Origin of the sequence: Labrenzia sp. C1B70 (genome assembly GCF_000475395.1) — a bacterium.
Lineage (GTDB): Bacteria > Pseudomonadota > Alphaproteobacteria > Rhizobiales > Stappiaceae > Roseibium > Roseibium algicola.
On the sequence record NZ_AXCE01000034.1, the window covers coordinates 335,478 to 357,433 of the forward strand.

The window sequence follows — 21,956 nt, forward strand, 5'->3', positions numbered from 1 at the left end:
ATCCGTCCGTTTATCAAATTCTGGCCGGAACTGTCAGGACAGAAGTGCCTTTTTGGCGCATACTGCGACAGCTAGGTCATACGTTGAATTGAAGACATCGGACAGCCTGTCAAGGATTGCGTTCTGCAATTCTGTTCACATAAGCGATTGAAAATTTGTACGAAACACGCTCTCATGCGGGAAAACGTGTTTGCGGCGGACGCGTCAATCGCGTTGAATGTCGACTGAACCTTTGTAAATATGCGCTAAAGCGCAACTTGGGGAGAAAACATATGGACATGAGCGGCTCCCACCGGATTCCGGCCAAACGGGAAACCGTATGGCAAGCCTTGAACGATCCGGATGTCTTGCGGGCCTGCATCCCGGGCTGCGAAAGCCTCGAGAAGACCTCGGACACCGAAATGACCGCCGCGGTCACATCGAAAATCGGGCCTGTCAAAGCCAAGTTCAAAGGGGAAGTGACCCTTGAGAACATCAATCCTCCGGAAAGCTACACGATCTCGGGAGAAGGCAAGGGCGGCGTCGCCGGGTTTGCCAAGGGGTCTGCGGATGTGAAGCTTACGGAGGAAGGTGACGAAACCATACTTTCCTACGAAGCCAAGGCGCAGGTCGGGGGCAAACTTGCCCAGCTCGGCAGCCGGCTGATCGATTCTACCGCCAAGAAAATGGCGGAAGACTTTTTCACGAAGTTCTCCGAGATGGTTGGTTCACCGGCAGGGCAGGACGAAACTGCGACCGCAGCTGGTGCCGATGACGATCTGGATCCCGGTGTGGCCGAGGAAGCCAAGCGGATCGCGATTGAAGATTCCCCTGGCGAAGTCATGCACGCAATTGAGGATGCGGAGCATGCAGTCGAGGAAAAGATCCACCAGGCGGAACAAAATATCGAAGCCGCTGCGGGACGCAACGTGTTCGGCGGCCCCATGGTCTGGGGTCTCGTGTTGCTCGCCGCCGTGATTGTCGTGCTTGCACTTGCAAGTTGACCGGGTAGGACAAATCTTGAAATGATCGGGCTCTGACAATTTAGGACGCGCCAGGGCCCCAGCACAAAACACGGTGACAAGCCGGGAAATTGGGTCAGTGACACGCAATCGAATTCGATTGTTTATTCGTACGCTGGTCTGGATCGGACATCAGAGGTCTTGCCTGTCATTTCATGCAGGTGGCCGGTTTGATCGCTCCGGTTCAGGGAATTTCATGAGGGAGAGGAATTCATGTCGAAAGTATCGATGGTATTGAACGGCAAGACGGTTTCGGCTGATGTCGAAGACCGGACGCTGCTCGTATCGTTTATCCGGGACGTGCGCGGATTGACTGGTACGCACGTTGGCTGCGACACCTCGCAATGCGGTGCCTGCGTTGTGCATGTCGACGGCAAGGCCGTAAAGTCTTGCACCATGCTCGCAGCCCAGGCCGACGGCGCAGAAGTTGTAACACTTGAGGGGATCGGCACAGCCGACAGCCTGCACCCCGTACAGGCAGCTTTCCGTGAACATCACGGGCTTCAGTGCGGCTTCTGTACCCCCGGCATGATCATGACCGCCGTGGACATGATCAAGCGTCATGGTGCTGGAAATCTCGACGAGGCAACCATTCGCCACGAGCTGGAAGGCAATATCTGCCGCTGCACCGGGTACCACAATATCGTCAAGGCGATCAAAGCCGCCTCCGATCAAATGGCCGGTATGGCTCAGGCCGCCGAATAACGGCGTTGGCCTGAACTCCCAAAATTGATGCGCGAACACGTTCGCGCAGCAGGACAGCAAGACCGATCAATCGAATGAGATGCCGGGAGGAACAGGCATCTTCGTATTGACCGCCAGGTCTTGAGAGACAGTTGCCTTGATGGCAGCAGCCGGATTGTCCGGCGAGTGGAGGATGTCCGGTACTGGCGGAGCCGGCAGATATTCGGGAGAGAAGAAATGGCAGTTGAAGGGATTGGCGCCCGTGCCTTGCGCAAGGAAGACAAGCGCTTCATTACCGGCAAGGGCAAATACACCGACGATATGACCATGCCGGGCATGGGGTACGCTGCTTTCGTTCGCTCGCCGCACGCGCATGCAAAGGTCAAGGGGATTGACGCGAGCGCTGCTCTGGCAATGCCTGGTGTGGATGCGGTTCTCACCGGCGACCAACTGGTGGGTGATGGTATCGGCAACCTGATCTGTGGATGGATGATCCATTCCAAGGATGGTTCGCCGATGAAGATGGGCGGTTGGCGCGCACTGGAACCGGAAATTGTCCGCCATGTCGGGCAGGCCGTTGCCGTGGTTGTGGCCGATACGCAGGCTCAGGCACGTGATGCCGCCGACGCGGTTGTGGTTGATTATGAGGAATTGCCAGCCGTTATCGATCCGCTTGCGGCACTCGAAGCAGGTGCCCCGCAGATTCACCCGGAAGCCGAAGGCAACCTGATCTACGATTGGGAAATTGGCGACGAAGGAGCCACAAACGCGGCCTTCGAAAAGGCTGCTCATGTCACGCGCATGGAGATCCACAACAACCGCCTCGTTCCGAACGCGATGGAGCCGCGCGCAGCTCTTGCAGGTTACGATGCGGCCGAGGAGCACTATACGCTTTACACCACTTCGCAGAATCCACATGTGGCTCGCCTGGTGTTGTCGGCCTTCTACAACGTTGCTCCTGAAAACAAGTTGCGTGTGATTGCGCCTGATGTCGGCGGTGGCTTTGGTTCCAAGATCTACATCTACCCGGAAGAAATGGTCTGCCTATGGGCGTCCAAACGTGTCGGTCGTCCGGTCAAGTGGGTGTCTGACCGGACCGAGGCCTTCCTGACGGATGCACATGGCCGCGACCATCGCTCTGAAGCGGAACTCGCGCTTGACGCGGACAACAAGATCCTGGGCCTCAGGGTCAAGACGATCGCCAATCTCGGCGCCTACATGTCGTTGTTCTCGTCTTCCGTGCCGACGTATCTCTACGCTACGCTTCTTTCGGGTCAGTACGACATTCCGGCTATCCACGCCAACGTGAAGACGGTCTACACCAATACCACACCGGTGGACGCCTATCGGGGCGCAGGCCGGCCGGAGGCGACCTATCTTCTGGAGCGGATCATGGAAACGGCAGCCCGTGAAGTGGGCCTGTCGCCGGCAGAGTTTCGTCGCAAGAACTTCATCCGCACGTTCCCGCATCAGACACCGGTGATCATGTGCTACGACGCAGGTGATTATGATGCGACGCTGGATGCAGCCCTGAAGGCCGCTGACTACGACGGCTTTGCCGCCCGCAAGGCGGAAGCAGCCTCTCGCGGCAAGCTGCGCGGTATTGGTCTGTCCTGCTACATCGAGGCCTGCGGTATTGCACCGTCCGCTGCGGTCGGTTCACTTGGTGCCGGTGTCGGTCTTTGGGAATCTGCCGAAGTGAGGGTAAACCCTGTCGGATCGATCGAGGTGCTGACGGGATCGCACAGCCATGGTCAGGGACACGAGACAACCTTTGCCCAGCTGATCAGTGAACGTTTTGGTCTGGATACCAATGCGGTGTCCATTGTTCATGGCGATACCGACAAGGTTCAGTTCGGTATGGGAACCTACGGCTCGCGCTCCGGTGCGGTCGGCATGTCGGCAATCGTCAAGGCGCTCGACAAGGTCGAAGCCAAGGCGAAGAAGATTGCTGCTCACCTGATGGAAGCCTCCGAAGGAGACATCCAGATCGAAGGTGGCGAATTGAAAGTAGCCGGTACCGACAAGAAGCTGACCTTCACCGAGGTGGCTCTCGCTGCCTACACGGCGCACAACCTGCCTGAAGGCATGGAGCCGGGTCTGAAGGAAGGTGCCTTCTACGATCCGACCAATTTCACCTTCCCGGCAGGTACCTATGTCTGCGAAGTCGAGGTGGATCCGGATACAGGCAAGACAGAAGTGGTCAACTTCGTTGCGGCTGACGACTTCGGCAACATCATCAACCCGATGATCGTGGAAGGTCAGGTGCATGGCGGTATTACGCAGGGCATTGGCCAGGCACTTCTGGAAAATGCGTCCTACGACGAAAACGGCCAGCTGCTGACGGCGTCCTACATGGATTACTGCATGCCGCGTGCCGATGATGTGCCGTCCTACAATCTGTCGACGCATGTCACGGCCTGCCCAGGCAACCCGCTTGGCATGAAAGGTTGCGGCGAAGCCGGGGCTATCGGATCTCCGCCGGCAGTTATCAATGCGATCACGGATGCGATCGGGGACAACAGCCTGTCGATGCCGGCCTCTCCTGAAAAGGTCTGGGCGCTTTACCATGCAGGTGTGAAGCAGGCGGCCGAATAACGCCACAACGGGATTTTCGGGCGGGGCAACCCGCCCGCCATTGCACAGTTCGAAATCCGGGGAGACCCAGCATGTATGAAACGACGTATCACAAGGCCGGATCGGTAGCGGAAGCTGCTTCACTAATGGCCAATGCCGATGATGGCAAATTCCTTGGTGGTGGCCAGACTTTGCTGCCAACCATGAAACAGCGGCTTGCAGCCCCCAGCGATCTGGTGGATGTCACCAAGATTGCGGACATGAAGGGGATCAGCGCAAACGGTGATGGTGTGACCATCGGCGCAGCAACGAGCCATTTCGAAGTCTCGACTTCGGATCTGGTGAAGCAGAAGCTTCCTGGACTGGCGTCACTCGCCGGTGGCATTGGTGACCCGGCGGTTCGTCATATGGGCACCATTGGCGGCTCGATTGCCAACAATGATCCTGCAGCCGACTATCCTGCTGCGCTGGTTGCGCTCGGTGCAACCGTTGTCACCAGCAAGCGGGAACTGGCAGCGGAAGAGTTCTTCACCGGCATGTTTGAAACCGCGCTTGATGAAGATGAAATCGTCGTCGCGGTCAAGTTTCCGGGTGCTGCGGCCAGTGCCTATGCCAAATACCCGAACCCGGCATCGCGTTATGCCATGGCCGGTGTCTTCGTTGCCAAAGGCAATGATGGCTCCGTAAAGGTTGCGGTAACCGGAGCAGGGCAGGGTGGCGTCTTCCGCATGTCCGCCATGGAAACGGCGCTTGCAAGTAATTTCTCAGCCGACGCCGTCGCCGGCATAGCACCCGACGCAGACGATCTTCTGTCAGACATTCACGGGTCTGCTGCTTATCGTGCGAACCTGGTTACCGTTATGGCAAAGCGCGCCGTCCAGAAGGCGTAACCGATCTCGTGCTGATTTAAGAATAAGAACCCGGCCGACACTCGGCCGGGTTTTGTTTTCCTGAGGGAGGAGTAATCAGCTTCTCGATTGGGGCACGAGCGCAGACAGTCGCACTGCTAGCTGCCGCGTCACGTCAGAGTACCAGTATGGGCACTTCTGCTCCGGCTTCCAGCGCCGGTGCATGAGGTGGACGGACCACAAGTGCGCCGGATTTGGCGAGCAGGTTCAACATGGAACTGTCTTGCCGGGAAAACGGCGTTACGATCAGATCGCCGTGTTCCGAATTGGAAAGCGTTGCCCTGACGTAGTCCTGCCTGCGGTCGTTCTCGGGCAAGGGAGAAGCGAGTATGGCTCGTTGAGGTCCGGACTGTTCCGGCATCTGACCGAGCATTGCCTGCATGAGTGGCTTCAGAAACAGCAAGCCGCATATAAGGCTCGAGACGGGGTTTCCGGGCAGACCAAGAACCTTGGTGCCGCCAAGACGGCCTGCCATCAGCGGCTTGCCCGGACGCATTGCAATCCGCCAGAACGCCAGGTCCATGCCTTCCTGTCCAAGGACACTTTGAACAAGATCGTGGTCGCCGACCGAGGCCCCCCCAAGCGTGACGAGAATGTCGGCCTTCTCGGTAATCGCACGCCTAACGTGGTTCGCAAGTGCCACCGGTTCGTCGGGTGATATTCCAAGATCGAGTGGCTGACCGCCGCAATCTTCCACGAGTGCGGCGATACCTGCGTGGTTCGAGGCGATTATCTGATCAGGTCCCGGTTCCGTTCCTGGGCGAACGAGTTCATCCCCGGTTGCGAGTATCGCAACCTTCGGTCTGCGGTGCACCGGCAGGACCGCGTGGTTCATTGCAGCGGCAAGGGCGAGATGCCGGTACGCAAGTTTGAGCGGCGGTTGCAGAAGCACATCACCTTCGGAAAAGTCCAGGCCGGCCGGACGGACGAATGCGCCCTTGGCCGGGTTCTCCAGAACGGTTATGCGCTCGCCTTCACGCTCAGTGTTTTCCTGGATCAGGATCGTGTCCGTACCGGCCGGCACAGGAGCACCGGTAAAGATCCTCACCGTTTCACCGTTGCCGACCGTTCCGGAAAAACCATGGCCGGCCGGTGCTTCGCCGACAACGGTCAAGGATGTTCGGGCATCGGAAAGATCTTCATGACGAATGGCGTAGCCGTCCATCGCAGACGCTGCGAAAGGCGGTTGGGTTCGGGTGGAAACAAGGGGGGCGGACAGATATCTGCCGTTGGCGCTCTCGAGCGGAACATATTCCGTTTCAAGAGGTTTCACGCCGGAAAGGAGCTTCGTCAGCGCTTCGTCGACAGGCATCAGGCTCATCAGGTGCCACCCAGGCTGCCGTCCTTGTCGAGTGTCCAATGGCCGGATTTGCCACCGGATTTTTCGACCAGACGGATATCTCCGATGACCATGCCCCGGTCTACTGCTTTCGCCATGTCGTAAATCGTCAGGCAGGCCAGCGAGCATGCGGTCAAAGCTTCCATCTCGACACCTGTCTGGCCGCTGACCTTGGTTGTCGCTGTCACTATGAGGCCGGGAAGATCATAATCGGTATCGATGTCGATGGACACCTTGGACAACATCAGTGGATGGCAGAGCGGTATCAGTTCGTGGGTCTTCTTGGCGGCCAGGATGCCGGCTATGCGTGCCGTGCCGATAACGTCGCCTTTCTTGGCGTTACCGGACCGGATGAGATCCAGGGTTTCAGTCCGCATGGTGACGGTCCCGCGCGCGACGGCAATCCGATGCGTTACGGACTTCTCGGATACGTCCACCATGTTGGCAGACCCTGCCGCATCCAGATGGGTCAGAATGGCGTCCTTGTTGGCCATGTCCGCCTAAACCGCTTCGGAGAGGGCCGGACGGGCCAGGAGCGTTCTGGTAGCCGAGGCGACGTCTTCCTGACGCATCAGGCTTTCGCCGATCAAGAACGTTGAAATACCAACCTTGTTCATTCGGGATAGGTCGGCTGGGGTAAACAGGCCGCTTTCGCCGACGATGATTCTGTCGTCCGGAATGCGCGGTGCAAGCTCTTCGCTTGTTTCCAGCTTGGTCTCGAATGTCTTGAGATTGCGGTTGTTGATACCGAGCAGACGAGACGACAGCTTGAGCGCACGCTCCAGCTCATCAGCGTCATGTACCTCAAGCAAGACATCCATTCCGAGTTCGAACGCGGTGTCTTCCAATGCTTTGGCGGTGTCGTCATCAACAGCGGCCAGAATGATCAGGATGCAATCGCCTCCCCAGGCTCTGGCTTCATATACCTGGTAAGGATCGTAGAGGAAATCCTTGCGCAGCGCCGGAAGGGCAACAGCGTCACGTGCAGCAGCCAGAAACTCAGGCTTTCCCTGAAAAGAGGGCGTATCGGTCAGGACCGAAAGACAGGCTGCGCCGCCTACTTCGTAAGCCTTGGCCAGGAGAGGCGGATTGAAATCTTCCCGAATGAGCCCTTTCGAAGGGCTGGCCTTCTTGATTTCTGCAATGAGAGCGTACTCACCGTTATCGTGTTTGGCTTCGATCGCCTTGAGAAACCCGCGTGGAGCACTCACGTCTTTGATGCGCGCCTTGAGTTCGTCGATCGAAACGGATGCCTTTGCAGCGACGATTTCCTCGCGCTTGTAGGCTTCGATCTTTTGAAGAATGTCTGCCATGTCTTACCCGTTCGATGCTGCGACAAGCTTTTCCAAGGTGTCGGCTGCGGATCCGCTGTCAATGGATTGCGCCGCCAACTCGACACCATCCTTCAAGGTTTCCACCTTGTCTGCAACCAGCAGGGAGGCAGCCGCATTGAACAGCACCACATCGCGATAGGCGTTCTTTGCTCCGGCGAGGACGTCGCGCAGGGCTTTCGCGTTTTCCGAGGGAAGTCCGCCCTTGAGATCTTTCGGATCGGAAACGGCAAGGCCAACATCTTCGGGTGAAATTTCAAACGAACGGATTGTCCCGTTCTTGAGTTCGGCAATAGCGGTTGGACCGGTTGTGGTAATTTCGTCCATTCCGTCGGAGCCGTGGACGACCCAGGCCTTTTCGGACCCTAGCTCGCGAAGAGCTTCCGCAAGCGGCTCCACCCATTTGCGGGCAAACACACCAACCATCTGGCGCTTCACGCCTGCGGGATTGGTCAATGGGCCAAGTAGATTGAAGATTGTGCGCGTGCCGAGTTCCATGCGGGTTGGACCCACGTGCTTCATGGCTGCATGGTGCAGCGGAGCGAACATGAAACCGATACCCGCCCTGTTGATGCAATCGGATATCTTCCTGGCATCGATATCGATGTTGACGCCAAGTTCGGCGAGCGCTTCTGCAGCGCCCGACTTGGAAGACAATGACCTGTTGCCGTGTTTGGCGACCGGTACGCCGCTGCCGGCGACGACCAGGGCCGTGCACGTGGAAATATTGTAGCTGCCGGAATTGTCGCCACCCGTTCCCACTATATCCATCGCGTTGGCCGGGGCCCTCACGGGGATCATCTTGGACCGCATGGTCGCGACCGCACCCGTGACTTCGGCAATGCTTTCGCCGCGCACACGCAAGGCCATCAGAAACCCGCCAAGCTGCGATGGTGTTGCAGATCCCGACAGGATCACCTCAAAGGCTTCGCGGGCTTCTTCAGGGCTCAAGGCGTGACCGTCTGACACCTTGGCGATGAAGTCCTTGAATGTGCTCATGTCGTCATTCCACTTTCAAACGGATCAATTCCGGTCCAGCCCGATCATCTGGGCGATACCGGCATTGTTTATCTCGACCCCTGCCTTGGTTTCCCGGTCGGAGATGAACTGGCCGAGCAGCGTGTCCTGAATTTGCTGGGAAAGCTGCTGACCCAGGGCCGCTACTTGCGGTGCGTCGCTCTGGAAGTCCGGTACGTTGGAACCGCTCACTTTAAGCACGATCCGACCGTTGCCATCGTTGGTTTCGGTGACCGCGCTTGTTCCAACGGGGCCGTCGAATACTGCCGAAACAGCTTCGCGGCCGAAATCCCCGGACGGCGTGTTGCGCTTCAGGTCAGTTGCGGATTTCACTTCCAGCCCGGTTTCTGCGGAAAGGGCAATGAACGGCGTGCCGCCTTCTGTTTTGGCCAAGAGGTCTGCCGCAGTGTCGCTCAAGCGTTTGCCGAGTTCATCCTGCTTCCAGGCGGCAATGACGTCTTCGCGAACTTCGTCGAGGGTCCGTTCGCGCGACGGAATAACCTTTGCGACGTCATACCAGAGAAAGCCTTGCTCACCGAGCTGAAGGACATCGTTTTCGATGCCGATGTCACTGTCGAACGCACCTGCTACAAGTCCCTCTGCATCAGGCAAGGTTACGGGTTTACCGTCTTCACCGTTTCCGGATGCATCAAAAGCTGACGGAGTTTCTACAGTCAGGGAGAAACGCTCGCCGATTTCGTCCAGCGGAGCACCGCCGGCCCGGGCATCCTCGACTTCGTTAAGCAGATCCAGAATTTCCCGTTCCGCCTGTTCCTTTGCGAGGCTCTGGACGATCTCGTCCTTCACGTCTTCGAAGGGTTTGGTGCTTTCAGGAAGGATTTCTTCGACATTCAGAATGACAGTCGAGAACCTGCCTTCCACCGCACCGCTGGTCGCGCCTTCTTCCAGGCTGAAAGCGGCGTCGCCGATAGCTTCATCGAGAAAATCGGTCTTTGCCATGATGCCAAGGGCAACGTCGTTGTTGGCAAGGTTGCGTTCACTCATGAGTTCGTCAAAGGTCTTGCCGTTCGCGATTTCTTCGGCAGCTTCTTCCGCAGCCTGTTGAGACGGGAAGGACATCTGACGGATCTTGCGGCGTTCGGGCTGGAAGAAATCTTCCGACCGGCGCTCAAACTCAGCGCGAGCGTCTTCGTCGGAAATGTCATCCGGACGAGAGAGAGACGTCGGCGTGAGTGAGACGTATTTGATTTCACGGAACTCGGGTGCGCGGAAATTGTCCTTGTTTTCTTCGAAGTAGGTTGTCAGGACACCTTCGGCCGGATCCTCGATGTCTCCGATGAATTCCGGTGTGACGACCAGGTAATCAACGCTTCGCGTTTCGCCCTGATAGGCGTCAAGAACTTCCAGATAGGCAATCGGCGCCTTCATGCTTCCGGCGAGGCCTTCTGCAAGCTGCGCACGCTCTGCAACCTTGCGGCGTTCGACGACATATTCGTCTTCCCGGTATCCGTTTGCCTGCAGAACCTGCTGTAGGCGGTTCTTGTCGTACCTGCCACCCAGGCCCTGAAAGGCAGGGTCACTCTGGATAATGGTCGCCAGGCGTTCGTCCGAAACACCGAGTTTCATGTTTTGAGCGGTGTTGTTCATGGCCGCTTCGGCCACAAGCTTGCCCAGGGTTTGCTGCGGAACACCGAGGGTCGCGCCTTCTGCAGGCGTCAGCGGCCGGCCGAACTGTTGAGCCAGCCGTCCGAGGTCCTGCCTGTAGGCCCGGTCAAAATCGAACAGGGAGACTTCCGTGTCACCGACCTTGGCGGCGGTGTTCTGGCCGACACCGGTCAAGAAACCGCTAATGCCCCACACGGCGAAGCTAAAGATCAACAGAGCAATAAACAGTTTGGCAACCCAGGTGCCAGCGCCCTTGCGCAGCGCGTCAAGCATGACGACTCCCGTATTCTTCTTCGTTCCGGCAGCCGGCGTGACCGGCTGAATTCAGGACCGGCCTTGGCCGGAGCGGGCGGATCATAAAGACGCCGCGCCGCCGCCGCAAGGCGGCCTTTTACAAACTTCGGAAGCGATTTGGGTTTTCCCGTCCTCAGGGTGATTGCAACGCGTGTACGCTTCTGCTCTATAGGCGGCAAATCAAGGATCATGCCGCGGGAGAAACTGAACATGAGCGCAGCGATCAAGCCGCTGGTTGCCGGTAACTGGAAAATGAACGGTCTGAAGGCAAGCCAGGCTGAAGTCTACAAGATGATCGCCGGCATCAGTGACGATCTGGCGGATTCGGTCGATGCGATGATTTGTGCGCCTGCAACGCTGATCGCAGCAATTGCGGATAAGGCTGGCAGTGGCGCTCTGTCTGTAGGTGGTCAGGATTGCCATACCGCTGTTTCTGGTGCTCACACCGGTGACATTTCTGCTGAAATGCTTGCAGATGCCGGCGCAAGGGCCGTCATCGTCGGTCATTCTGAACGCCGGACGGATCACGCTGAAAGCGATGTTGATGTCAATGAAAAGGCTCGGGCAGCCTGGAGAGCCGGCCTTGTGGCGATTGTGTGTGTCGGCGAGACAGAAGCCGAGCGCAAAGCAGGCCAGGCACTTGCGATTGTCGACCGCCAATTGAACGGATCGGTTCCGGATGGGGCGACTGCCGAAAACTGCGTGATTGCCTACGAGCCGGTCTGGGCGATCGGTACAGGTCTGACACCCACCGCAGAGGATGTTGAGGAAATGCACAAGGCAATGCGGGACAATCTTTCCGCAAGGTTCGGCGGGGAAGGAGCTTCCATGCGCCTTCTTTACGGCGGGTCTGTGAAACCGGGCAATGCGCGTGAACTGATGTCTGTTGCAAATGTCGACGGCGCGCTTGTTGGCGGCGCCAGTCTCAAGGCTGAAGATTTCCTCGGCATACTTGCTGCTTATTCCTGAAGACACCGAATATATTGTGCCCGGCCTTGAAGCTTCTGTGTCGAAGGCGCAATTGAAGGGTGGAAAGCTGGCGGCGTCTGGTGTAGAAGGCCGCCAATCTTGAATTCAATGAAGAATGGCGTTCGATGGAAACCGTAGTCATCGTAATCCACTTGATGGTCGTCCTGGCCCTGGTGCTTGTTGTCCTCCTGCAGCGTTCCGAAGGCGGCGCGCTTGGCATTGGCGGCGGAGGCGGTGGTCTGATGTCCAGTCGTGGGACTGCGAATATCCTGACGCGTGCAACTGCCGTTCTGGCGGTCGCTTTCTTCGCTACATCGCTGACGCTCAGCCTTATTGCAAAGAATCAGGACCGGCCCGGTTCGATTCTTGATGCTGTTCCGACAGCAACCCAGGAAGCGCCTGCCACGACGGACGGCACGACCGAAGGCGGTTCAGGCGGTGTTCTCGATTCGTTGAAACAGCTGAACCAACAGCAACCTTCCGGACCTCAGGTCCCGGCCGCCCAGTAAGGCGGCCGAACGGGTCTTCTGGCCCATTCACCCGACATATGCCCTGCGGCTTAACTCGCAGGGCATTTTTATGTGTTGAGAACGCAACTCCCGAGTGGCCAAGGCGCCCTCGGCAAGGATATGGTATTGGTCCATGGCGCGATATATTTTCATCACTGGCGGCGTGGTCTCCTCGCTTGGAAAAGGTCTTGCTTCTGCAGCACTGGGCGCATTGCTTCAGGCTCGCGGTTACAAGGTCCGTCTCCGCAAACTCGATCCCTACCTGAACGTCGATCCGGGCACCATGAGCCCGTATCAGCATGGCGAATGCTTTGTGACCGACGATGGTGCGGAAACAGACCTCGATCTCGGCCACTACGAACGGTTCACCGGTCGTCCTGCGAACCAGCAGGACAACATCACCACCGGGCGGATCTATCAGGACATCATCGCCAAGGAGCGGCGCGGCGATTATCTGGGCGGAACCGTCCAGGTCATTCCGCACGTGACTGATGCGATCAAGAACTTCGTTCTGACCGGCAACGAGGACTACGATTTTGTTCTCGTCGAGATCGGCGGAACTGTGGGCGATATTGAAGGCCTGCCGTTCTTCGAGGCGATCCGTCAGCTTGGCAACGATCTTCCGCGAGGCGACGTCGTCTATGTGCATCTGACCCTGATGCCCTACATCCCGAGCGCCGGTGAAATGAAGACCAAACCGACGCAGCACTCTGTAAAGGAACTGCGGTCCATTGGTATTCAGCCGGATATCCTGATGATCCGTTGTGATCGCCCGATTCCGGAAACGGAAAAACGGAAGCTGTCGCTATTCTGTAACGTGCGCGAGAGCGCGGTCATTCCGGCCTACGACGTCAAGTCGATCTACGACGTGCCGGTCGCCTACCACAAGGAAGGGCTGGACGACGAAGTTCTGGCTGCTTTCGGCATCAAGGGGGCACCTGCACCGGTGCTCGATCGCTGGAACGGCATTTCCGAGGCGGTTGCCAATCCGGAAGGCGAGGTCAAGATCGCAATTGTCGGCAAGTACACCGTTCTGAAGGATGCCTACAAGTCGCTGATCGAAGCATTGGTCCATGGCGGTATCGCCAACCGGGTCAAGGTGAACCTTGAATGGATCGAATCGGAGACCTTCGAGAAGGAAGACCCGAGCCCTTATCTGGAAGGTGTTCACGGAATTCTGGTTCCCGGTGGTTTTGGGGAAAGGGGCGCCGAGGGCAAGATTGCTGCGGCACACTTCGCCCGGACCCGCAAGATCCCGTATTTCGGAATTTGTTTCGGCATGCAGATGGCGGTTCTGGAAGCAGCGCGCAATCTCGCCGGGATCGCCGAAGCCAATTCCACCGAGTTTGGCCCGGCGAAGGAACCTGTTGTCGGCCTGATGACCGAGTGGACGAAGGGCAACCGCAAGGAAGTGCGCGACGCCGAAGGCGATCTGGGCGGTACGATGCGCCTTGGAGCCTATCCTGCTGCGCTCAAGACCGGTTCCAAGATTGCTGAAATTTATGGAACGACCAGCATTTCGGAGCGTCATCGCCACCGGTATGAAGTCAACATCGGCTACCGCGATGAACTCGAGAAATGCGGTTTGATTTTCGCCGGGACATCGCCAGACGGTGTTTTGCCGGAAACAGTCGAAATCGCGGATCATCCCTGGTTCGTCGGTGTTCAGTACCATCCGGAACTGAAGTCCCGTCCTTTCGATCCGCATCCGCTGTTTGCATCCTTCATAAGCGCAGCGATCCATCAGGGCCGTCTGGTCTGATCGGCCAAGGCGGGAAGGGGACAAGATAATGGTGCGCGGGCTCGATCACGTCGTTGTAGCGGTGAGGGATCTGGAGGCCGCGGGCCAGGTGTGGGCGGACCTTGGTTTCACGGTTACTCCTGAAAATCGCCATTCCTGGGGAACGGCCAACCGTTTGGTTCAGCTCGACGGTTTTTTCGTCGAGTTGTTGAGCGTTGCCGATCGGGATCTCATTTTCGAGGCTTCTGAAGAGGTTTTCTCGTTCGGAGCTTTCAACCGAGATTTTCTGTCCCAGCACGAAGGGGCCAGCATGCTGGTGCTGGACAGTTCCGATCCTGCGAAGGACAGGGACGATTTCAGCAAGGCTGGACTGAAACTCTACGAGCCGTTTTCCTTCGAGCGCACCGCCAATCTGGTGGATGGCGGCAAGGTGCAAGTTGCCTTCGACCTGACATTTGTCAGTGATGCACTTGCACCGGAGATCGGCTATTTCACCTGCAGGAATAGATTTCCCGAAAATTTCTGGAAAGAAGCCTTTCAGGATCATGCCAACGGCGCGTCAACGATAAAGACAGTCTATCTCGTAGCCGGCGATCCCTCGGATCATCACGAGTTTTTGGGTGGGTTCACGGGCCAACGCGAAATGCGCGCCACCAGTCTGGGTCTGGAGCTCAAGACTGCTCGTGGAACAATATCCGTGCTAACGCCATCTGCGTATGCGTCACTGGTTGGCACTGATGCAGCTGCGCAAATTGCCGGCTCCCTGCCGCAGATTGTTGCTCTGGAAATCGGCTGCAAAGGCTTGGAACAGCGCAAGATAGTGCCGGCAGGCCAGCTCAACGGGCTCACGCTGATCCTGTCGCCAGTTGTCTCGTAAATGAAATTCATTCTTTGTGAGAAGGCTTAGCCGGGAGACGTGTTCCGCCCACGGCTCTCTGGCTGGATTTGCTGGACTTTATCGCATTCAGAAAATTTGCCGACGCACAAACCATTAGGTGTGTTTCGTGATTGCCGTGTCGGGCAATGTATACGTGACTTTGAAAACGTTAAGGAATTTTTCCCGCCAAGACCACACGGCAAGGGCACTATTCACTTGTTGAATCAACCAGTCCTTTTATAGTGAACCCCAAATTATGCGCCTTGACCTGATGGTCGGACTGCGGAGTTCCCGAATGACTTTTTTGCCTTTTGCCTCTTTCCCTCGCAATTTTGCACTCGTTGCTGCAACCTCGGCGCTCTTGGCCGCGTGCTCCGACGACTCGCAAAAGGCCGCTCCGGCAGCGCCGCCACCATCGGTGACCGTTGCGAAGATTGCGTCCCAGGATATTCGCCAAAGCGCACGTTTTGTAGGGCAAGTCGCTGCAATCGACCAGGTCGATCTCATGGCTCGCGTCAAAGGTTTCCTGGAAGAGAAAGCTGTGCCGGACGGCTCCGTCGTCAAGAAAAACGACCTGTTGTTCACGATTGAAAAAGCGCAGTATCAGGCCGCACTGACAAAGGCCAAGGCGGATCTTGCAAGCGCAAAGGCAGACGCTGCACTTAAGGCTGCTGACGAGAAGCGTGACAGGGACCTCCGAGACAAGGGGCATCTCTCCGAGGCTGCTTACGAAGCGACCTTGGCGCAAAAGCAACAGGCGGAAGCCTCTGTGGAGGCAGCGCAATCGTCTCTGCAGGAAGCGGAACTCAACCTCAGCTACACCGACATTTCGGCACCTTTCGACGGCCAACTCGGCAAGACCACCTACAGCGTTGGCGAGGTCGTTGGACCCACGACGAATTCACTGGCCAGCTTGATCAGTCTTGCTCCTGTCTATGTCAATTTTTCCGTCAGCGAGGCGCAGTATCTCAACGCGGTCAAGACACACGGGATAAACCCTGCCGATATCCAGCCGGATGAGTCTCCAGACCTGAAACTGGTTCTGCCAAACGGGCAGGACTATAATGAAAAGGGCAAAATCGTCTTCATTGACAATCAGGTCGATACGGCGACAGGCACCATCTCCTTCCGCGGACAATTCGACAACAAGGACATCCGCCTGATTTCCGGAACCTATGTGACGGTGGTTCTCGAAGCGCCGAAAACGGAAACGGCGCTGGTTGTGCCGCAGGCTGCCATTCAAAGGGACCAGGAAGGTGCGTTTGCACTGGCAATCACGTCGGACAAGAAGGTCGAACAGCGCTACGTGACACTGGGTCAGCAGGAAGGCACGGATTTCGTCGTCTCTAAAGGCCTGAAGGAAGGTGACGAGGTCATCATCGAAGGGTTGCAGAAAGTGCGCCCCGGCGTTGTCGTGAACCCGGTACTAGCTTCCAAGCCGGCGGAGAAAAGCTAAATGTTTTCACGCTTTTTTATCTACCGGCCGAAATTCGCGCTGGTCATTTCCATTGTTATCACTATTGCCGGTGTGCTTGGGTATCTGTCGCTTCCGGTTGAACAGTTTCCGAATATCACCCCGCCGGTCGTAAACGTTACGGCGACCTATACCGGCGCCAATGCCGAAGTGCTGGAAGAAACTGTTGCCGCCCCAATCGAAGGGCAGGTCAACGGCGTCGACGACATGATCTACATGCAGTCGACCAGTAACGACAGCGGCAACTATTCGCTCAACGTTACCTTCGCTGTCGGAACAGACCCGGACATTGCCACGGTCAACACGCAGAACCGGGTCAGTCAGGCCAACAGCCAGCTGCCAAGCGATGTGACCAACAACGGTGTGACAGTGCAAAAAGCCAGCACAAACATGTTGCTGGTCATTACACTGTTTTCGCCAAACGGCAGTTACGATCCGGTCTTCCTGTCAAACTATGCCTCGATCAACCTGAAGGATGCACTTGCCCGTGTGCCTGGGGTTGGTCTGGCAGATGTCATGACCGACTTTTCCTACGGCATGCGCATCTGGCTTGATCCGGACAGGTTGACCAGCCTGGGCATGACGCCGACGGATTTCATCACCGCCGTACGTGACCAGAACATTCAGGTGGCTGCCGGTCAGATCGGCGCACCTCCGGTTCCGGACGGACAGCAGTTCCAGTACACGATCAAGGCAAAGGGCCGTCTGGCCTCACCGGAAGAATTTGAGCAGATCGTTCTGCGAACCGGTGCAGACGGCGCAGTCGTAACAATTGGCGATGTTGCCCGCGTCGAACTTGGCGCACAGGTTTACAACGCCTCCGGCGAATACAACGGCAAGCCTTCCACGGTTCTGGCAATCTATCAGGCACCAGGTGCAAACGCGCTTCAGGTATCGGAAAACGTGCTGGCTCGCCTGGATGAACTGGCCAAGAATTTTCCGCCGGACATGCAGTACGGTGTTCCCTTCAACACCACGGATTTCGTGCAGGCTTCTCTCAACGACGTCATCACCACACTTTTCCTGACCTTCCTTCTGGTGGTCTCGGTGGTGTTCATCTTCCTCGGGAACTGGCGAGCGACAATCATTCCGACTGTTGCCATTCCAGTGTCGCTGATCGGCACGTTTGCCGTGCTGCTGGCACTTGGCATGACGCTCAACACGATTTCGCTGTTCGCACTGGTGCTGGCTATTGGTATCGTTGTGGATGATGCCATCGTCGTCGTGGAAAACGTGGAACGCATCATTGCCGACGAAGGCTTGTCGCCGAAAGAAGCCACGACGAAAGCGATGGAACAGATCACCAGTCCGGTGATTGCCACGACGTTGGTGCTGCTGGCGGTTTTCGTTCCGACAATCTTCATGCCAGGCATTACCGGCCGTCTCTATTCCCAGTTCGCTGTCACCATCTCGGTCTCTGTGTTGATTTCCTCGATCAACGCGCTGACGCTGTCTCCGGCTCTCTGTGGCCTGATCCTGAAAGCCCGTTCTGGCCCGCCGCGCGGCATCATGGGGCTGTTCGACCGTGGCATCACCTCGGTACGCAACGGATATACCGGTATTATTCGCCGCCTTGTTCGCTTCGCCGTGATAGGGCTTGCCGTTGTTGCCGGGGCGGTCGCCTTGATCGTGACACTCGGCGGATCACTGCCTCAGGGCTTTCTGCCTTCGGAAGACCAGGGTTACCTGATGGTCGACGTTCAGCTTCCCGATGGAGCGTCGTTGCAACGGACGGAGAACGTCACCAAGCAGGTGGTTGACCTGACCTCCAAAACGCCGGGTGTGGAAGACGTCGTCATTGTCAACGGCTACTCAATCCTCAACGGCGCAACGTCCTCGAATGCGGCGCTGGTGATTGCGACCATGAAGAACTGGGAAGACCGTCAGGCACCCGACCTTCGCATTGACGCGATCCTTGCAAAGTTCTGGGCGGAATTTTCGACTATTCCCGGTGCGAATATCATTGCCTTCAACCCCCCGCCGATTCCGGGCCTTGGCACGACCGGTGGTGTTCAGGTGATGCTGCAACAAACCGGTGGAGGTTCGCCGCAGGATTTGTCATCGGCACTTGGCTCGATGATTTATTCTGCCAATCAGAGTGCCGAAGTTGGGCGCGCCTACTCGACTTTCCGGGCCAATGTGCCTCAGGTCTTTATCGATCTTGATCGTGAAAAGGCCAAAACGCTCGGCATCAATGTGTCGGATGTGTTCACGACACTGCAGGCTTATCTGGGCTCGTACTATATCAACGACTTCAACATCTTCGGCCGGGTCTACAAGGTGATGATCCAGGCGGAAGGCAAGTTCCGCGATCGGGTGGAGGATATCGGTGCACTTTATGTGCGGTCGAGCGACGGCACCATGGTGCCCATGCGCAGCATTCTGACGACACAGAATGTCCTAGGTCCGCAGATTCTGACCCGCTACAACATGTTCCGTGCTGCTGCCGTGATGGCTGATCCGGCACCTGGAGCCTCAACAGGTGTGGTCATCAACGAAGTCAATGCCGCGGGGGCTGAAGCCCTTCCGGACGGGTATTCTCTCGAGTGGACAGGTACAGCGCTGCAGCAGCTCGGATCGGGGCAGATCGTTCTTTTCATCCTGCTTTTGTCAATCTTGTTCACGTATCTCTTCCTTGTCGCTCAGTATGAGAGCTGGACGATGCCGATTGCGATCTTGATGTCGGTGTCCTTTGCAATCCTCGGGGCGCTTGTTGCGGTCTTTGCGACTGGGGGGGATGTCAACCTCTACACACAGATCGGCATGATCATGCTTGTCGGGATGGGCGCCAAGAATGCCATCCTCATCGTGGAGTTTGCGATGGAGCAGAGGGCCGATGGCAAGTCGATCAAGGATGCAGCAGTAGAAGCGGCTCATCTTCGGTTCAGGGCGGTCATGATGACGGCCTTGTCGTTCTTGCTGGGTGTCGTGCCTTTGATGACCGCATCAAGTGCTGGTGCGGCCAGTCAGAAAGCCATTGGCTTCGCGGTGTTCGGTGGCATGCTGTTTGCGACCTGCATCGGCATTCTCATGATCCCGATTCTTTATGTGAACATGCAGACCATGCGTGAATCCGTCAAAAGCTGGTTTGGCGGAAAAGGAAAAACCCAGACGGAACAGCAGCCTGTTGCGTCCTGACGTGGGAAAATTTTCAATACGCAAACGGTTTTGCGTTGTTTGAATCTTACTTAAGGTTAGTTTGGCCGGGCGATCCAGATGGGTTGTCCGGCTTTGCTTTTAGGTCAAATGCCAGCAAGTTCTCAGGTCTCGGGATCGCGAACTTGGATAGTGAAAATACAGATCTCGTCCACCGTGCGACGCGCAAGCGGTGGATACTACAAGCTTAAAATTTTTAAGGCTAAGCTTTTGGAAATATTGGTGAGCCGACAGGGGTTCGAACCCTGGACCTACTGATTAAAAGTCAGTTGCTCTACCAGCTGAGCTATCGGCTCTCACCAATTTCCGAAGCGGTTCAGTGCGTTGTTGCAGCGCCACCGCGTTGGTGGCGTGTGTTTAGGCCGACCTTGAGGACAATGCAAGAGGCAAAATCGATTTTTTCAACAGGGTAGGAAAAAACAGCGTTGTTCAGTGGTCACTGTTGAAAACACACAACCAAAATCGGGAAATGGTGAATTCTTGCACATGTTATTAGCAACAACGCTCCTTCGATTGATAGTATTATCAAGTACAGTGGATTTTACTCTTTTTAACTCTAGTTGCTAATTTTCGCTTCTAAGAAAATAACGATCATTCTCCTGCGAAAACTGTCAGGTAGCGCAATAAAGCTATGTGAGGTAACGTTATCAGACACATGAGAGGTTACATGCACACAACGACAATCGACACCCACACGAGCTCCGTCGAGTTCGATTTCGTGAAAGGGCACATCGCGGCGACGATGACGCTGATTCACGGATTGATCGACCAGGGCTTGATCGACCGGGAACGGCTCGACCTGTTTTTCGCGTCGTTTATCGGAGACCTACCGCATAGCCGGGAAACGCTCGGCTTGCGTCTCATCCTTGACCAGTGGCGGCAGGGCCTTCGCGACGGTGATGCTGAAGAAGAGCTAAAGGGGAAGCTCTTTGAGGTGATCCGGGGAGGGCGAAACAACTGACGCTGTCTGGAGTATGGCCGGTCCAAGGGGTTGGGGACCGTGGCATATTCTCGTCCGTAGCATTTGTTCAATCGAAATTTGTTCTGACCAGAAATTTTTTCAAACTGTTTGCGCTATCGGTCCGGTCATGGGCTCGGTAACTTGTGATTGAACCTATCGTCCCGAACTGGTGTTGACGCGTCGCCTTTGCTATCCCTTCGACATTGCGTAATCTTGCGGGTGCCTCGGCAGCCAGATGTGCAGGAGTCGCACTGCAGCGCCTGATGCTGGGTTGTTGTGGTCGGTGTGTGGCCGAGTTGTTGAAGGATACCGCCATATTTGTCGGCGGCAGAAGGGCGGAACATTTGGCAAAGTCTCTGGAGACCCTCGTAGCAGCGCAGTGCTTTACGCGCCAGTTGTCCGGTTCCAATACCGCATGCAGCCGTCTCACCGCACTTCTGGGCGCGGGATTGTTGGTTATGAGCGGTGCAATCGCTGGCGTGCGTGCGGATGAACAGCATTTCATTACGATTGGCACCGGCGGCGTTACCGGCGTCTACTATCCGTCCGGCGGGGCGACTTGCAAGATCGTCAACATGACACGCGCCGACCACGGCGTTCGTTGCTCAGTCGAAACCACGCTGGGGTCAATTGCCAATATCGAAAAGATTCGTTCCGGTGAAATCGATTTTGGTTATGTGCAGTCCGACTGGCAGCATCACGCTTTTCTCGGGACCTCTGCCTTTGAAGAGGTCGGGCCGTTTGATGAGCTACGCTCTATCTTTTCACTTCATGCCGAAGTCGCAACGATCGTCGTTCGAGACGAATCTTCTTATCGGGTCTTCGATGATTTGAAAGAGGCAAAGATAAATATCGGCAGCAAGGGATCGGGGTCTGCAGCTTCCTGGAACGCACTGATCAGCGGCCTTGGCTGGACGCAGAGTGATCAGGAAGATCTTGAAGAGCTCAAGACATCGGAGCTGTCTGAAGCTCTTTGTTCAGGCAGAATTGATGCCTATTTCGAATTGATAGGTCATCCGGCTGCGTTGATCGAGGAAACTCAGGCTCGTTGCGATATTCGTCTGATTGGTATCGATGGCAAGGCGGTTGACGAGCTTTTGACAGAAGTTCCCTATTACATGCCGGCCGACATCCCTGCGGGCCTTTATGGTCTTTCGCAGCCAGTGGATTCCTTCGGCGTTGTCGCGACCTTCGTAACGTCTGCGCGCATGCCGGAACCGATCGTGACAACACTCGTAGAAGCGGTTTTCGAAAATTTCGACAGCTTCAAGCGTCTGCATCCCGCACTTGGCCGCCTGACCGAAAATGACCTGGTTGCCTACGGCATGCCGGCGCCGCTACATCCTGGCGCATTGACCTATTTCCAGGAAAAAGGCCTAGTGCCCGCAACCGCACCGGCCAAGGCAAACTGACCGGTGTTCACAGCTCTCCAAATGGTGAGCACCTTGTGTCTTTGGTCAAAGCGGGGAAGCGGCTAATAAGGTCGCTCCGA

Annotated in this window: 17 protein-coding genes and 1 tRNA gene; 12 read left to right on the top strand and 6 right to left on the bottom strand. The window is 56.6% G+C overall.

Annotated features, from left to right (window positions below; translation table 11 throughout):
• The first annotated feature begins 272 nt into the window (after positions 1 to 272).
• The 4 genes from Q666_RS56185 (at position 273) to Q666_RS56200 (ending at position 5,152) form a co-directional block, all read left to right on the top strand.
• Entirely contained in the window at positions 273 to 983 is a 711-nt protein-coding gene (locus Q666_RS56185; protein ID WP_022998539.1) for a carbon monoxide dehydrogenase subunit G, read from the top strand.
• Between the two features lie 231 nt (positions 984 to 1,214).
• Complete coding sequence (locus Q666_RS56190; RefSeq protein WP_031268448.1) at positions 1,215 to 1,706, top strand: (2Fe-2S)-binding protein; 492 nt, start codon at positions 1,215 to 1,217, stop codon at positions 1,704 to 1,706.
• A gap of 216 nt (positions 1,707 to 1,922) precedes the next feature.
• Positions 1,923 to 4,283, top strand: a complete 2,361-nt coding sequence (locus tag Q666_RS56195) for a xanthine dehydrogenase family protein molybdopterin-binding subunit (RefSeq protein WP_022998541.1) — start codon at positions 1,923 to 1,925, stop codon at positions 4,281 to 4,283.
• A 71-nt stretch (positions 4,284 to 4,354) separates the two neighbouring features.
• Positions 4,355 to 5,152 carry a xanthine dehydrogenase family protein subunit M gene (locus tag Q666_RS56200; protein WP_022998542.1) on the top strand — a complete coding sequence of 266 codons (798 nt, stop codon included), beginning with the start codon at positions 4,355 to 4,357 and terminating at the stop codon, positions 5,150 to 5,152.
• A gap of 133 nt (positions 5,153 to 5,285) precedes the next feature.
• On the opposite strand, the gene glp is transcribed toward Q666_RS56200, so the two are convergent.
• The 5 genes from glp to Q666_RS56225 are packed head-to-tail and all read right to left on the bottom strand — an operon-like array spanning position 5,286 to position 10,756.
• The gene (gene glp / locus Q666_RS56205) at positions 5,286 to 6,491 is read right to left on the bottom strand and encodes a gephyrin-like molybdotransferase Glp (RefSeq protein WP_022998543.1); all 1,206 of its coding nucleotides are present in this window, start codon (positions 6,489 to 6,491) and stop codon (positions 5,286 to 5,288) included.
• Positions 6,491 to 7,003, bottom strand: coding sequence for a cyclic pyranopterin monophosphate synthase MoaC (gene moaC / locus Q666_RS56210; protein ID WP_022998544.1), 513 nt, complete (start codon positions 7,001 to 7,003; stop codon positions 6,491 to 6,493). The genes glp and moaC overlap by 1 nt, the downstream gene beginning before the upstream one ends.
• A 6-nt stretch (positions 7,004 to 7,009) precedes the next feature.
• Positions 7,010 to 7,822: an indole-3-glycerol phosphate synthase TrpC gene (trpC, locus tag Q666_RS56215; RefSeq protein ID WP_022998545.1), complete on the bottom strand. Its 813-nt coding sequence runs from the start codon at positions 7,820 to 7,822 to the stop codon at positions 7,010 to 7,012.
• Positions 7,823 to 7,825: 3 nt separating this feature from the next.
• Positions 7,826 to 8,839: an anthranilate phosphoribosyltransferase gene (gene trpD, locus Q666_RS56220; protein ID WP_022998546.1), complete on the bottom strand. Its 1,014-nt coding sequence runs from the start codon at positions 8,837 to 8,839 to the stop codon at positions 7,826 to 7,828.
• 24 nt (positions 8,840 to 8,863) lie between these two features.
• On the bottom strand, positions 8,864 to 10,756 hold the full coding sequence (locus Q666_RS56225) for a peptidylprolyl isomerase (protein WP_022998547.1): 1,893 nt from the start codon (positions 10,754 to 10,756) through the stop codon (positions 8,864 to 8,866).
• Positions 10,757 to 10,987: 231 nt separating this feature from the next.
• Between Q666_RS56225 and tpiA the strand changes: the two genes are divergently transcribed.
• The 6 genes from tpiA (at position 10,988) to Q666_RS56255 (ending at position 19,485) form a co-directional block, all read left to right on the top strand.
• The gene (gene tpiA, locus Q666_RS56230) at positions 10,988 to 11,746 is read left to right on the top strand and encodes a triose-phosphate isomerase (RefSeq protein WP_031268450.1); all 759 of its coding nucleotides are present in this window, start codon (positions 10,988 to 10,990) and stop codon (positions 11,744 to 11,746) included.
• A 125-nt stretch (positions 11,747 to 11,871) separates the two neighbouring features.
• Positions 11,872 to 12,255 carry a preprotein translocase subunit SecG gene (gene secG, locus Q666_RS56235; RefSeq protein WP_022998549.1) on the top strand — a complete coding sequence of 128 codons (384 nt, stop codon included), beginning with the start codon at positions 11,872 to 11,874 and terminating at the stop codon, positions 12,253 to 12,255.
• 133 nt (positions 12,256 to 12,388) lie between these two features.
• Positions 12,389 to 14,017 carry a CTP synthase gene (locus tag Q666_RS56240; RefSeq protein ID WP_022998550.1) on the top strand — a complete coding sequence of 543 codons (1,629 nt, stop codon included), beginning with the start codon at positions 12,389 to 12,391 and terminating at the stop codon, positions 14,015 to 14,017.
• Positions 14,018 to 14,045: 28 nt separating this feature from the next.
• The gene (locus Q666_RS56245; protein ID WP_022998551.1) at positions 14,046 to 14,873 is read left to right on the top strand and encodes a VOC family protein; all 828 of its coding nucleotides are present in this window, start codon (positions 14,046 to 14,048) and stop codon (positions 14,871 to 14,873) included.
• A 295-nt stretch (positions 14,874 to 15,168) separates the two neighbouring features.
• Positions 15,169 to 16,329: an efflux RND transporter periplasmic adaptor subunit gene (locus Q666_RS56250; protein WP_208984171.1), complete on the top strand. Its 1,161-nt coding sequence runs from the start codon at positions 15,169 to 15,171 to the stop codon at positions 16,327 to 16,329.
• Positions 16,330 to 19,485: a multidrug efflux RND transporter permease subunit gene (locus Q666_RS56255; RefSeq protein WP_022998553.1), complete on the top strand. Its 3,156-nt coding sequence runs from the start codon at positions 16,330 to 16,332 to the stop codon at positions 19,483 to 19,485.
• A 238-nt stretch (positions 19,486 to 19,723) separates the two neighbouring features.
• On the opposite strand, the gene Q666_RS56260 is transcribed toward Q666_RS56255, so the two are convergent.
• Positions 19,724 to 19,799, bottom strand: a tRNA-Lys gene (locus Q666_RS56260).
• A 371-nt stretch (positions 19,800 to 20,170) separates the two neighbouring features.
• Between Q666_RS56260 and Q666_RS56265 the strand changes: the two genes are divergently transcribed.
• Together Q666_RS56265 and Q666_RS56270 are read left to right on the top strand one after the other, a co-directional pair.
• The gene (locus tag Q666_RS56265; RefSeq protein ID WP_031268452.1) at positions 20,171 to 20,464 is read left to right on the top strand and encodes a hypothetical protein; all 294 of its coding nucleotides are present in this window, start codon (positions 20,171 to 20,173) and stop codon (positions 20,462 to 20,464) included.
• 395 nt (positions 20,465 to 20,859) lie between these two features.
• Positions 20,860 to 21,876 carry a TAXI family TRAP transporter solute-binding subunit gene (locus tag Q666_RS56270; RefSeq protein WP_035909458.1) on the top strand — a complete coding sequence of 339 codons (1,017 nt, stop codon included), beginning with the start codon at positions 20,860 to 20,862 and terminating at the stop codon, positions 21,874 to 21,876.
• Positions 21,877 to 21,956: the final 80 nt, after the last annotated feature.

Bases quoted from the DNA above. Each gene is read 5' to 3' on its own strand.
- Q666_RS56185 (WP_022998539.1), top strand. From the start codon at position 273: ATGGACATGAGCGGCTCCCACCGGATTCCGGCCAAACGGGAAACCGTA.
- Q666_RS56190 (WP_031268448.1), top strand. From the start codon at position 1,215: ATGTCGAAAGTATCGATGGTATTGAACGGCAAGACGGTTTCGGCTGAT.
- Q666_RS56195 (WP_022998541.1), top strand. From the start codon at position 1,923: ATGGCAGTTGAAGGGATTGGCGCCCGTGCCTTGCGCAAGGAAGACAAG.
- Q666_RS56200 (WP_022998542.1), top strand. From the start codon at position 4,355: ATGTATGAAACGACGTATCACAAGGCCGGATCGGTAGCGGAAGCTGCT.
- glp (WP_022998543.1), bottom strand. From the start codon at position 6,491: ATGAGCCTGATGCCTGTCGACGAAGCGCTGACGAAGCTCCTTTCCGGC.
- moaC (WP_022998544.1), bottom strand. From the start codon at position 7,003: ATGGCCAACAAGGACGCCATTCTGACCCATCTGGATGCGGCAGGGTCT.
- trpC (WP_022998545.1), bottom strand. From the start codon at position 7,822: ATGGCAGACATTCTTCAAAAGATCGAAGCCTACAAGCGCGAGGAAATC.
- trpD (WP_022998546.1), bottom strand. From the start codon at position 8,839: ATGAGCACATTCAAGGACTTCATCGCCAAGGTGTCAGACGGTCACGCC.
- Q666_RS56225 (WP_022998547.1), bottom strand. From the start codon at position 10,756: ATGCTTGACGCGCTGCGCAAGGGCGCTGGCACCTGGGTTGCCAAACTG.
- tpiA (WP_031268450.1), top strand. From the start codon at position 10,988: ATGAGCGCAGCGATCAAGCCGCTGGTTGCCGGTAACTGGAAAATGAAC.
- secG (WP_022998549.1), top strand. From the start codon at position 11,872: ATGGAAACCGTAGTCATCGTAATCCACTTGATGGTCGTCCTGGCCCTG.
- Q666_RS56240 (WP_022998550.1), top strand. From the start codon at position 12,389: ATGGCGCGATATATTTTCATCACTGGCGGCGTGGTCTCCTCGCTTGGA.
- Q666_RS56245 (WP_022998551.1), top strand. From the start codon at position 14,046: ATGGTGCGCGGGCTCGATCACGTCGTTGTAGCGGTGAGGGATCTGGAG.
- Q666_RS56250 (WP_208984171.1), top strand. From the start codon at position 15,169: ATGACTTTTTTGCCTTTTGCCTCTTTCCCTCGCAATTTTGCACTCGTT.
- Q666_RS56255 (WP_022998553.1), top strand. From the start codon at position 16,330: ATGTTTTCACGCTTTTTTATCTACCGGCCGAAATTCGCGCTGGTCATT.
- Q666_RS56265 (WP_031268452.1), top strand. From the start codon at position 20,171: ATGCACACAACGACAATCGACACCCACACGAGCTCCGTCGAGTTCGAT.